The sequence below is a fragment of the Denitrobaculum tricleocarpae genome (genome assembly GCF_007004665.1).
GTDB lineage: Bacteria > Pseudomonadota > Alphaproteobacteria > Kiloniellales > Kiloniellaceae > Denitrobaculum > Denitrobaculum tricleocarpae.
The window spans coordinates 40,633-51,346 of sequence record NZ_ML660069.1 but is presented as its reverse complement, the minus strand read 5'-3'; the positions used below and the strand labels follow the sequence as shown (position 1 = coordinate 51,346).

11 protein-coding genes are annotated in these 10,714 nt (G+C 60.1%); 4 read left to right on the top strand and 7 right to left on the bottom strand.

The window, feature by feature from the left end:
* Window positions 1–126 precede the first annotated feature (126 nt).
* The 3 genes from FKG95_RS28260 to FKG95_RS28255 form a co-directional block, all read right to left on the bottom strand.
* Window positions 127–822: a Crp/Fnr family transcriptional regulator gene (locus tag FKG95_RS28260; protein WP_142899825.1), complete on the bottom strand. Its 696-nt coding sequence runs from the start codon at window positions 820–822 to the stop codon at window positions 127–129.
* Between the two features lie 49 nt (window positions 823–871).
* The gene (locus tag FKG95_RS29825; protein ID WP_179954315.1) at window positions 872–1,021 is read right to left on the bottom strand and encodes a hypothetical protein; all 150 of its coding nucleotides are present in this window, start codon (window positions 1,019–1,021) and stop codon (window positions 872–874) included.
* 197 nt (window positions 1,022–1,218) lie between these two features.
* Window positions 1,219–2,451 (bottom strand): SAM-dependent methyltransferase, encoded by a 1,233-nt coding sequence (locus FKG95_RS28255; RefSeq protein WP_142899824.1) that lies wholly within the window; start codon window positions 2,449–2,451, stop codon window positions 1,219–1,221.
* A gap of 323 nt (window positions 2,452–2,774) precedes the next feature.
* Here FKG95_RS28255 and FKG95_RS28250 point away from each other — a divergent pair, with 323 nt between their 5' ends.
* A complete protein-coding gene (locus FKG95_RS28250) occupies window positions 2,775–2,954 on the top strand; it encodes a hypothetical protein (RefSeq protein ID WP_142899823.1) in 180 nt (59 codons plus the stop codon).
* Between the two features lie 270 nt (window positions 2,955–3,224).
* Here the strand turns inward: FKG95_RS28250 and FKG95_RS28245 are convergent, their stop codons facing one another.
* The 3 genes from FKG95_RS28245 to FKG95_RS28235 form a co-directional block, all read right to left on the bottom strand.
* A complete protein-coding gene (locus FKG95_RS28245; protein WP_142899822.1) occupies window positions 3,225–4,133 on the bottom strand; it encodes a putative RNA methyltransferase in 909 nt (302 codons plus the stop codon).
* Window positions 4,134–4,738: 605 nt separating this feature from the next.
* Entirely contained in the window at window positions 4,739–5,623 is an 885-nt protein-coding gene (yghX, locus tag FKG95_RS28240; RefSeq protein ID WP_246116931.1) for a YghX family hydrolase, read from the bottom strand.
* Between the two features lie 253 nt (window positions 5,624–5,876).
* Entirely contained in the window at window positions 5,877–6,308 is a 432-nt protein-coding gene (locus FKG95_RS28235) for a DoxX family protein (protein ID WP_142899820.1), read from the bottom strand.
* A 119-nt stretch (window positions 6,309–6,427) separates the two neighbouring features.
* Here FKG95_RS28235 and FKG95_RS28230 point away from each other — a divergent pair, with 119 nt between their 5' ends.
* Window positions 6,428–7,330 carry a LysR family transcriptional regulator gene (locus FKG95_RS28230; protein ID WP_179954314.1) on the top strand — a complete coding sequence of 301 codons (903 nt, stop codon included), beginning with the start codon at window positions 6,428–6,430 and terminating at the stop codon, window positions 7,328–7,330.
* Between the two features lie 31 nt (window positions 7,331–7,361).
* Here FKG95_RS28230 and FKG95_RS28225 read toward each other — a convergent pair whose 3' ends face one another.
* Window positions 7,362–9,230: a hypothetical protein gene (locus FKG95_RS28225; protein WP_142899818.1), complete on the bottom strand. Its 1,869-nt coding sequence runs from the start codon at window positions 9,228–9,230 to the stop codon at window positions 7,362–7,364.
* A gap of 410 nt (window positions 9,231–9,640) precedes the next feature.
* On the opposite strand from FKG95_RS28225, the gene FKG95_RS28220 reads away from it, so the two are divergent.
* Complete coding sequence (locus FKG95_RS28220) at window positions 9,641–10,060, top strand: response regulator (RefSeq protein ID WP_142899817.1); 420 nt, start codon at window positions 9,641–9,643, stop codon at window positions 10,058–10,060.
* Between the two features lie 71 nt (window positions 10,061–10,131).
* Window positions 10,132–10,425 carry a helix-turn-helix domain-containing protein gene (locus FKG95_RS28215; protein ID WP_142899816.1) on the top strand — a complete coding sequence of 98 codons (294 nt, stop codon included), beginning with the start codon at window positions 10,132–10,134 and terminating at the stop codon, window positions 10,423–10,425.
* The last annotated feature ends 289 nt before the right edge of the window (window positions 10,426–10,714 follow it).

Genomic DNA, 10,714 nt, shown 5'->3' with positions numbered 1-10,714 from the left:
GATCCGAGACCACTCTTCGTCGCTTAGATAAAATAACTTTCTGCCCATCCAAACCTCCTATCATCAGAAAGCTTGAATCACAGTTCCAATGTCACGAAAAGCACCAATTGAGTACAGACCCTAGTTCTAATCCTTGCTCACGTAGGCCTGAAGCCGCGCGACGTCTGCGATCGCGGCATGGTTCTGTTTAATCTGCACGCCGACATCCTGAAGCCGGTGGAACGCCCGCGACAGACTTTCGGGTTTCATGCCCAGCCGCCCGGCAATCAGCACCTTGTCATAGGGTAGCGTGACCGTGCAGGAGCCTGACGAAACGGCGCAGAGCTCCAGCAGAAACGTGGCGACACGTTGCTGTCCGGTCTGCGTGGTCAGCTGCTCGATCTGTTCCACCAGGGTGTGCAGATGCTTGAAAATGGTGGTGATGATCGCGGTGCAGACTTCCGGACGCGAGGTCATGAGATCTGAAATGGTCCCGGCGCTCACCTGCATCAGCCTGCAGGGGGTGACGGCCTCGGCTCCAAAGGGGAAGACATCGTCATGGAAGACCAGGGTCTCGCCGAAGCTTTGGCCCCTGGTAAAGACCCCGACCACGGCTTCGCTGCCGTGCCGCGTATTGCGGAACAGCTTGACCCAACCCTCGAGGACGATGAACACGCTCTCCGCCGGATCGCCCTGCAAGAACACGATCTGCCCGCGGTCGTAGGTCCTGGTGACCGCACGGGCCTGAAGCGCCTCGGCAAGGTCTTCCGGCAGGCTCGCGAAAAACAGAGACGCATTTTCAATGCCTGTTTCTTTGGATTTCTGCCGAGGTGCCCTGCTCATGACATGCGGTTCTTTCATACTGCGACGGGTATGAAACCTGGCCGGTTGTTCACCGACGCAGTATATAGGCTTTTCCGCGGGGATAGAACTCTGGCGTGAAGTAAGAAACCAGAAGTTTCGGAGCAACCTCCGGGATCGCACGCAGCATCGAAGCCACCCGCGGCTTCGCCGGCATCACTTCCGACATCACTTCCGGCATCACGACGGTCTCCGAGACCGCCGCCGATGTCAGTCAGTCTTCAGACGGCATCCTGAGCATCACCGGTGACCTGCGCCAGAAAACCGACAGTCTCCGGAACGAACTGCGCGAGAAGGACTGCGGCTCACCCGGCCGCCCGCGGCGGCCGCTGAGCCTCGTCTGTCTCTGGGCCATAATGCAGCATCTGGGACGTGTCCTCACTCCGCCGCTTGCGTGGCTTCCTTCTTGATGCCGTGTTCCCATTCGTAGATGTAGTCGCGGGTTTGCGGCACGGCAGTGGGGTTCTTGGTGATCTGGATCTGGAAGACCACGAGGCCCTGGTGGCGGAAGCCCATTTCGCAGCCCAGCAGATAGGCTTCCCACATGCGGCAGAAGCGCTCGTCGTAGTGCTCGGCGATCTTCGCCCGGTTGGCCTGGAAGCGTTCCTCCCAGTTGCGCAGGGTTTCGGCGTAATGCAGGCGCAGCACTTCGATGTCCGTGACCTCCAGCATGACGTCCTCGATCACCGGCAGGACCTCGCCCAGGGTCGGCACGTCGGCGCCGGGGAAGATGTATTTGCGGATGAAGGGGTTCGTCGGTCCCGGATCGTTGATACGCCCGACCGAGTGCAGCACGAAAACGCCGTCGTCTTCCAGCATGTCGCTGACCTTCTGGAAAAACTCGTGATAGTTCTGCTTGCCGACATGCTCGAACATGCCCACGGAGACAATGCGGTCGTAGCGGTTCGTGTCTTCGCGGTAATCGCGCAGGTGAAACTCCACCTGCTTCTCCAGGCCCGCCTTCTGGACCCGCTCGCTGCTGACCTTGTGCTGTTCGCGGCTAAGGGTCACACCCGTGACATCGCAGCCGCCTTCCTGCGCCATGTAGAGGCCGAGCCCGCCCCAGCCCGAGCCGATGTCGAGCAGTTTCAGCCCCGGCCGGTTCAGGTGCAGCTTGGCGGCGAGGTGCAGCTTCTTGTCGGTCTGAGCCTGCTCCAGAGTCTCGTCGCCGTTGCGGAAGTAGGCGCAGGAATACTGCCGGTCCGTATCCAGGAACAGATCGTAGAGTTCGCCCGAGAGATCATAGTGGTGCGCGACGTTTTTCTGGGCCTTGCCCACCGGATTGTATTGCTTCAGCTTGCGCGTGTGGCGGGCCAGCTTGAAGCCCAGCATGACCAGCCTGTTCTTCTCCAGGACGTGATAGTTGCGCGCCAGCATCTCCAGAAAGATCCGCAGGCTGCCCTCTTCAATGGTGATCTCCCCGTCCATATAGGCTTCGGCGAGATAGAGCGGGGGGTTGAGCACCAGCTTGTACTCGAGACTTCTGTTGTGCAGATGCAGGGTTACGCGTTCCCCGCTGCCGTCGCCGCAATCGTAAGTCCGGCCCCGCGCATCGATCAGGCGCAGGTCGCCCTCTAAAATCACCTTCTGCATCAACTTCGGAAACAGCATACAAGCACTCCTAAATTTGACCCGGCCGCTGCGGTTTCCCCTGGGCGATTTTTGATCGGAGTTCCAGGCCCGGGGGCGCAGTGGATTTTTCTTAAGGATTCGTTACATCATTGTGGCGTCATAATTCTCATAGTGCAATTCTCAGTAGAATGCCTGGCTGCTGGATTTGACAAAAAAGAATTTGTCCTGCGTGTGGGTTGGGGGAACATGAGGGATATCGGGCGAGCATCCGGCTTCAAACCGATCTCTAAAATTTTAAATATGTATAGCCATTGCATAGTCATTGGCTATACTCTATATGAGTGCAGGAAGTGAGGTCCGAGATGGCCGCCAAAGAGAATGCGAAGAAAAAATCCAAGAAGGACAGTCAACTGGTCATTCGCATCAACAGCGAGGAGAGAGACCAATTTGTTGACCTCTGCGATGAGCTCGATTCAAGCGCTGCTCGGGAGATCCGCGCCTTCATTCGTGAGTTCCTTCGCAAGAACAAGCGCCCGGACTAATTGCTTCCGAACCTCCCTTAACCTCTGATAGGAGACAGATCCTTGTCTAAGAAATCGAAAATCAAAGACCTGAAAAAAGAAGTCAAAAGCCGCAAAGCCAAGGTGGCAGCCCAGTCAGCCAAGCTGAAAAAAGCTAAAAAAGCTCTGAAAAAAGCCGCCTAAAGCGGGTTCACGCGATCCGGCGGAACCGCACAGTAAGGCTTCCGCCGGATCGTGATTCGCCAAGTCGTGATTTCGCCGTCCGTCCGCATCGCCTCCGTCGCGGGCGTCTTAACTGCGGCGGTATTTACGGATCACCGCATCGAGAGTCAGGGAGAGGCCGGTCATCGCCGCTACCCTGTCACGTGCTGCTCCCGTTGACTTGCGCCCGTGCGGCGTCATCTCCAGAAGATCCATCAGCAGTTCGGCGTTGGGGACACTTGCCTCAAACCGGCTGACGGTTTCGCCCATGAGCTCATAACCGTTTGCCGTCGCGGCTTCATGACGGGGCGGGGCGTGGACCTGGAGTGTTGGATAGATGATCTCGCGCAGTTCGATCAGGTGCCGGGGGCCGGCATCCACCACCAGCACAAACTGCCCACTTCTTTGAAGCGCCGCCCAGTCGGGCCAGGTCTCAAATCCGAAGAGGCTGGTAATGCCCGTTACTGTCCCCTGAACCAGCGGCAGCCGCTTGTTGCTCGCCACCACCCAGGCCAGGTCCTTACTTCGCTTTGCGGCGGCCATCACGGCCCACTTGGAAATGTCGGCGCCGAGAATTTTCGGCGCGGCGTCCCCCATCCGATTGCGCAGGTCTGCAGCAAGGCGCGCCGTATAGAAACCCTCTCCGCAACCCGCGTCCACCAGCAGCGTCTCTTCTTGCCCGCGCGCCGCAAATTCTTCGAACGCAAGCCCGCAGACCGCGTCGGCCAGGGGATCGAACAGGCCCGCATCCAGCACCCGCCGCCGTGCCGCCACCATGGACTTGCTGTCCCCCGGGTCGCGGGACTTCTTAAACTGTACGGGCAGCAGGTTGATATAGCCGCGCGCTGAAATGTCAAAGCTGTGACCGCCCGCGCAGACCAGGGAACCCGCCCCTGGCATGAGCGGCTGACCGTCCAGCGGACAGACGAAGGGAATGGCGTTCAGGGGCGATGGCCGTGGCGAATGCAAGGGCGAATCAGGCGGCGGGGGTGTGGTCATTATTGAACTGCTTGCATTGAGAAAACATCCTGCCCTCCTGCCTTATCGGCTGGCGTCCGTTTCTGCAAACACTCCGCGCACTAACGACCATCAAGGAATAGGGGTCCTTAACCTAGGTTGAGGACTCCTATTCCTTGATGGTCTTGATCGTGTTTTGCCTGGTTTTAGGCAGGAGAGGTCTCGAAAGCGGGCCCGTAGGCCCGGTGAGAGGCGTCAACGCACCTAAAACCCGGCAAAATACGACCCATCCGGGCGATAAGATTATGAGTTCTGGGAACCACGTTCTGGACAGCGTCGTGTCGCCCTTCTTTCAGCTATGGGGTCACGATGCTATAGCATCGCTCCACTCTTAACTCCTTGCCAGAAAACATAATTTTATCGTCAAGACCGTCAAGAAATAGGAGTCCTCAACCTAAGGCCGTGGCCCATCCAAGTCGAGGGGCTGAGCTCCGGGAAGAGCGCAAGTGTGTGTCCCTCCCCAGCAAGTTCAGCGAAATTGATCCCCGGTAACGACCCGCCATCCCAGGGGCCGGCTCGACCCTCATTGTCGAACGTTCCTCACCAGGGGCAAATCGAACCAGTTCGCTTTTCGCGACCTCCCTGACCTAAGCCAGGTGCTCCTTGAAAAAGTCGATGGTCCGGGTCCAGGCGAGCTCCGCCGCTTCCTGGTCGTAGCGGGGCGTGGTGTCGTTGTGGAACCCGTGGTTGGCGTCTGGATAGATATAGGCCCTGTAGTCCTTGTCGTTCGCCTTCAGCGCGGCTTCATAGGCGGGCCAACCTTCGTTGATACGCTTGTCGAGCTCACCGAAATGCAGCAGGAGAGGGGCCTGGATGCGCGGCACGTCCTCGGCTTTCGCATGCCGTCCATAGAAGGGCACCGAGGCCGAGAGTTCGGGATAGGCGACGGCCAGGGCATTGCAGACGCCCCCACCATAGCAAAATCCGACGGCACCCACTTTGTCGCTGCTGTCGTCGCGGGCCATCAGGTGTTCGAAACCGGCGAAGAAGTCGTTCATCAGCTTCGTGCCGTCCACCGTCTTTTGAAGCGCCCGGCCATCATCGTCGTTTCCGGGGTATCCGCCGACCGAGGTCAGGCCGTCAGGGGCCAGCGCCAGGAACCCGGCTTTGGCCGTTCGCCGTGCCACGTCTTCGATGTAGGGGTTGAGACCCCGGTTCTCGTGAACCACCAGCACGGCAGGCGGCGGTCCGGAGACCTCCAACGGTTTTACCAGGTAACCTTTGACCGTGCCGTGGCCGTTCGGCGAGTCGTACTCGATGTATTCCGCCTTGATCGCCGGGTCGTCCTCGGCCACCTGCTGCGCCAGCGCATATTTCGGTGACAGCAGGTTGAGCAGGCCCAGCGCCGTCACACCGCCCACTGCGAACTTTCCCGCGCCCTCCAGAAATTCGCGCTTGGTAATTCTGCCATGCGCATAGAAATCGTAGAGGTCCAGAAGTTCCTGATCGAAGTCCTTTGCCGTAAGACGCATGATTCGGCTCCCTGTTATTGCTGATCGTTCGATGAGGCTTTAGCTACATCATCTTGCTGTTCGCCAGGCAGAATCAAGGGCCCGCCCCATTGATCCGCTCTTTTTACGAGCGGTAAGCGGCTGGACCCCGATCTCCCCGGCATCTCTATCGTCGCCGCATCTCTATCGTCGCGGCAATTCTAGAGGATGCTCTGCAAATCGGGACCCAGCGCATTGTATTGGCAGTGTGGGATTTGTGCGATGGCCGTTACCTTCATCCTCTCAGGGTCTGCGGGATAAGGTTGTCCACCACCGGCAGCTTGCGGAGGGCATAGGCGCCGTTGCCGTTCAGGGCGACGGCGATCGCGATCACGACCAGCAGCAGGGGAAATTCCCATCCGCCACCCTCGTTGCTGAAGACCCAGCCGTTGCCGGCATGCGTCCAGAACGCGCCCAGGAGGATGGGCAGGGAAAGGACCGCGGCGAGCCGCGTGTAGAGACCGAGTATGATCGCGGTACCGCCGACAATTTCACCGAAGATGGTCAGGTAGGCGACGATCGCCGGCAGGCCGAGGCTCTCAAAAAAGCCAACCGTTCCTGGGATGGTGAAGACGAAAAGCTTGAGCAGTCCGTGGGCGAGTAAAATCCCTCCCAGCGCCAGTCGCATGATGAAAGCACTGTGCCTGGCATTCATTTCCTGTGTCATGACTTATCTCCGTTTCTCTGTGGGCTTGGTGTCTGCATGACTGGAAGATTGTGTTTTGGACTGAAATTGATAATATTGAGTTTCAGAAAGAAATTATTTCCATTTGATTGATAATTAAATTGGACCAGTTATCGCGAGTCGGCATCTTCATTGCCGTGGTCAGGAACGAGAGTTTTATCGGGGCCGCCCGTGATCTCGGCATCACCAGCTCGGCCGTCTCCAAGCAGGTTCAGAACCTGGAACTCGATCTGCAGGTCAAACTTCTCAACCGCACGACGCGGAAGGTTTCCGTCACGGAAGAGGGGGCGGTCTTCTTCGCGCGCGCCGCACGGGCCCTGGACGACCTGCGCGAGGCCCAGGAACAGGTTTACGAGCTGAAGTCCCGCCCCCGGGGGCCGTTGAAGGTCAGCCTGCCGCTCAGCCTGGGGATCAAGTATCTGGGGCGGGCGGTCGCCGCCTTCGCGCGGCGCTATCCCGAGGTCGAGCTGGATGTCAGTCTGGATGACCGTTTCGTCGATATCTCCGCAGAGGGTTTCGATCTGGTGGTGCGGATCGGATCCCTTGAGGACAGCAGCCTGACCGCACGGCGTCTGGCCTCCTGTCCCTTCGTCATCTGCGCCAGCCCGGCGTATCTCAAGCAACATGGCACACCGGCCGCCCCAGCGGACCTGGCCCGCCACAACGTCATGCTCTACACCCGTAACAACGCACGGCACGAGTGGCGTTACAAAGGACGTGGCAAGCGGCCCGGCCAGGTCGATCTGAAGGGCAGCTTTAAATGCGATTCGGGCAGTGTGCTCTGTGATGCCGCGCTCGAGGGTATCGGAATTGTGGCGCTGCCGATCTTTTATGTCGCGGAGCATCTGAAAGACGGCAGTCTGCGGTCTCTCCTGCCGGGCTATGTCACCTGGCCCGAACGCGATATCCACGCCGTCTTCCCGCCAAACCGCTTTCTATCGACGCGGCTGCGGCTGCTGATCGATCATCTGAGCGCGGCCTGCAGGGATCTGCCCTGGGAGTAAGAGGCACGCCGAGGCTCACCTTGCGCGGCGCTTAACCCGGGTCCGCGTCCCGCGCCAGGTCACGGTAAAGCTGGAGAGTTGGCTCGGCGTCGGCGGCCTCATGGCATCGCCGTGGCATGGTAACCTCGGCGAAGTGCCCGGGATCTATGTTGGGCCAGTTCCGGCGTTGCGCTTCGATCAGGACCCTTGCGTCCTCCGTGCGGTCCAGGCCGTTCAGCAGGGCGGCCATCCGCAGGACGGTATCGGGCGTCTGGAAAATCTGATGGGTCCGCTGTTCCGCGGCCAACGCAAGATCCAGCTCGCTTCTGTTCAGATGCAGCATGCTGACCCAGGTCAGTGTCACCCAGCGCACGGGATTGTCCGGCGCGAGCGCGGCATCGTAGGCGATCGCTGCCTCCAGGACTTCGTCGGGGGGTGGGCTGCAGGTGTAGGGAAAGGTCTCGACCAGGATGCGCGCCAGGACGTGACTGGGGTCAAGCTCCAGGACCCGGGCCATGCTCCGCGTTGCCTGTCCGATCTTGCCCACGTGCCAGTAGTGAATGGCGAGGTTGAACAGAACGTCCGCGTCGCTGGGTGCCAACTCATGGGCCGAATGAGCATGAAACAGTGCCTCCTTCAGCGTGGCGTGGGAATTTGACGGCGGATCCACGGCGGCAAGATAGGCCAGTTTGTCGGCGAGAACCGCGTGAGCCTGGCCGAAGCGGGGCCGGAGCGTCACCGAGCGCCGCGCCAGTTCGATCCGTTCTTTCTCCCATTCCAGGCTGCTGAGCGCCTCGCCCGGTGCCCAGGTCGCCATAAGATAAAGTTCCCATGCCGAGAGGTCGTTCGGGTCTTTTGCCGAAATTGCGCGCTTTGAGGCGCTGTAGAGCTGTGGCCGCAGATCGCTTGAAACCGCCATGACAAAGCTGTCGCGGAAAGCTTCGACTTTCGGGGAATCCTCAGGGTAGGTCCGGGCCCAGATGACTTCTCCGCTCGTGCCGTCCAAAAGCTCCACGGCGACACGCAGACTGCCGGAAAGCTCCTGCACGCTTCCGGTCACGAAGTACGCGACCTGTCCGCTGCGGCCGAGCGCACGCAAATCCTCCGTGCTCGTGCCTTCGTTGAAGGGAATGTTGGTGATAAGGGACAGGGCCTGGTTTCTGGAGAGGGAACTGCGCAATTCCTTGGCCATGCCGCCGGAAAGCTGCGTCGCGCGCGCGCTGTCCGACAGGCTCCTGAAGGGCAGGACAGCGACCGTGATGGCGTTGCGGTCAAGCTGGTGGGTGCGGTCAAGCACGATTGGGCCTGTCGGCGCGCCCGGATCCAGGCCCGGCTTCAGCAGCAGCGTCACCAGGATAACCGCGGCGAGGGTTGCAAAGGCGGTCAGCGCCGCAAACCAATGCGAAGACCAGGAGCCGGCCTTGGGCTGAGCCGCGTGCCCCGAAGCATGCCCCGGTGCGTCACCCGAGGCTTCATCCAAGGCTGCCTCCGCTACTGATTCCGGCGCTGCCCCTGGCCCCGGCTTTGCCCCTGGCCCCGGCTTTGCCCCTGGTCCAGGCGGCCGGATGCCGAAGGCATGAAGCCGCGGCCGGTAGCTGCCTTTTGGGATATTGATCCTGAGCGACTCCTGCGCGCCCTTGGTATTATAGTAATGTTCCAGGGCCTGCCGCAGGCGGTTGACCTCCACGCGGACAATGCTGTCCGTGCCCGGATCAAAGTCGCTTCCCCGTCCCAGGGCCTCGGTTGCGATGGTGTAGGCTTTTAATTTTTCGCCCTGACCTTCGATTTCCATCTGGACGAGATAGCCGAGTAACTTTTGAATGCGGGACTTGCTGCCGAGCACACCGCTGTCGCGGATTCTGCCGAGTGCGGCCTGGGCCTCTTCAGGGCTGAAAACCTTGGGTTTCTGCTCATAGCTCACGTCGAAATTCTCCGCAGGCACTGCAGAATGCTAGAGGGCTGCGGGCGCTTGTCAACTGTCATTCGCTGTGGTGGCGCGACCGGCCCGCGGCCGTGGCGCACGGCGTTACAACGCCCGTTGTTCTTCACTTTGCCCGCCGTTCTTTGGTAACGACCCCCGACCAGATCGGATCATGGTTTGGTCGAGACCTGACCATCGACGTCTTCTCGACCCAGCGGCAGCCGCTTCAGTTCCACCACACTTCAGTTCCACCATACTGGGGTTCAGCCATACTGGGGTTCCGCCAAAACATGTGAATCCGATCCAACCCAAACAAAGCACGCGGATTTGCGGCTTCGGGGGTCGCCTATGGCGATTCGCTGTTGCCCTGATCTGCAGAAGAGGCGGCTTGCCGCCGTACGGAGATAAAGATGCTCGGACGATCGCGTTCCCTGCAGCAGAATCTCGTGATCCAGGAAGAAACCCTGGATCACGGGGTGCTGCCGATGCTGTTGAAGAGTCTTGGCGGGGATGCGTCCTGCCCGGACAGCCCTCAGCATGCGGTTCAGTTGCTGCAGGAGCGGCAATTTGACGTGGTCCTGACGGACCTCAATTTTTTGAACCTGAGCGGCATCGAACTGATCGACGCCGTCCGGAAAGGTGAGGGTCCCAACGCGCAGACGCCGATCCTGGTCGTGACCACCGATGACTGCGAAGAGACCCGAAAAGCCGCGCTTTCGGCGGGTGCGGACGGCTATCTGATTAAGCCGGTGCTTCGCACCACGCTGCAGCAGGAAATCGTTAACGCAGTCGCCCGGCGCGAGGCCTTGAGCGCGATCGCCCGCCGGTAACCGGAACCGGGCCATACGGCTTTTATCGACGAACTTTTAACAAAGGAGCTCTCGCCAGGAGAGCGTGAAGCATGGACAGCAGTCAAAAGAATAAAATCCTGAATCAATTCGTGGCGCGCCGCCTCGTCCAGTACCGGATTCACAACGGCATGAGCCAGGAGCGTCTCGCGAAGCACCTCGGGGTCACCCCCGAGCGGATCCGGCGGGTTGAGAGCGGGGCGCAGCATCTGGAAGCCATCAGTCTCTACGCAGCCTGCGAGGTTTTCGGCACGTCGATGGCGGCCTTCTTCAAGTGCTACAAGGGTTTCGAGGAACAGTACCAAAGCCGCGCGCGGTCATCTTCCGCCTCAGCGGCTTGCAGGTAAGCGGAAACGGGCTCTTTGGTGAGACCGGGGTCTATCGCTTCGGGCGGCGTCCGCTCAGGGCGCCCGTCACGGGCGAAGGCCAGACAAGGCACGAGCTCAGGGGGTGCGCGCAAGTGGGGCCGCCTTACCTTTGGACCTGCTCTGTTCAAAGCGACCGCCAGCAGGAGAGGAACGCAAATGAGCGCCGGTCCCAGATTGCGCATAAACCCGGATCCGGCCCGGCTATTTGCTGAGAATTTCGCGCGCAGCCGACCTCTATAGGTGGCGGCGTTTCCTTGCTCACGAAAGC

Bases quoted from the DNA above. Each gene is read 5' to 3' on its own strand.
- FKG95_RS28260 (WP_142899825.1), bottom strand. From the start codon at position 822: ATGAGCAGGGCACCTCGGCAGAAATCCAAAGAAACAGGCATTGAAAAT.
- FKG95_RS29825 (WP_179954315.1), bottom strand. From the start codon at position 1,021: ATGCCGGAAGTGATGTCGGAAGTGATGCCGGCGAAGCCGCGGGTGGCT.
- FKG95_RS28255 (WP_142899824.1), bottom strand. From the start codon at position 2,451: ATGCTGTTTCCGAAGTTGATGCAGAAGGTGATTTTAGAGGGCGACCTG.
- FKG95_RS28250 (WP_142899823.1), top strand. From the start codon at position 2,775: ATGGCCGCCAAAGAGAATGCGAAGAAAAAATCCAAGAAGGACAGTCAA.
- FKG95_RS28245 (WP_142899822.1), bottom strand. From the start codon at position 4,133: ATGACCACACCCCCGCCGCCTGATTCGCCCTTGCATTCGCCACGGCCA.
- yghX (WP_246116931.1), bottom strand. From the start codon at position 5,623: ATGCGTCTTACGGCAAAGGACTTCGATCAGGAACTTCTGGACCTCTAC.
- FKG95_RS28235 (WP_142899820.1), bottom strand. From the start codon at position 6,308: ATGACACAGGAAATGAATGCCAGGCACAGTGCTTTCATCATGCGACTG.
- FKG95_RS28220 (WP_142899817.1), top strand. From the start codon at position 9,641: ATGCTCGGACGATCGCGTTCCCTGCAGCAGAATCTCGTGATCCAGGAA.
- FKG95_RS28215 (WP_142899816.1), top strand. From the start codon at position 10,132: ATGGACAGCAGTCAAAAGAATAAAATCCTGAATCAATTCGTGGCGCGC.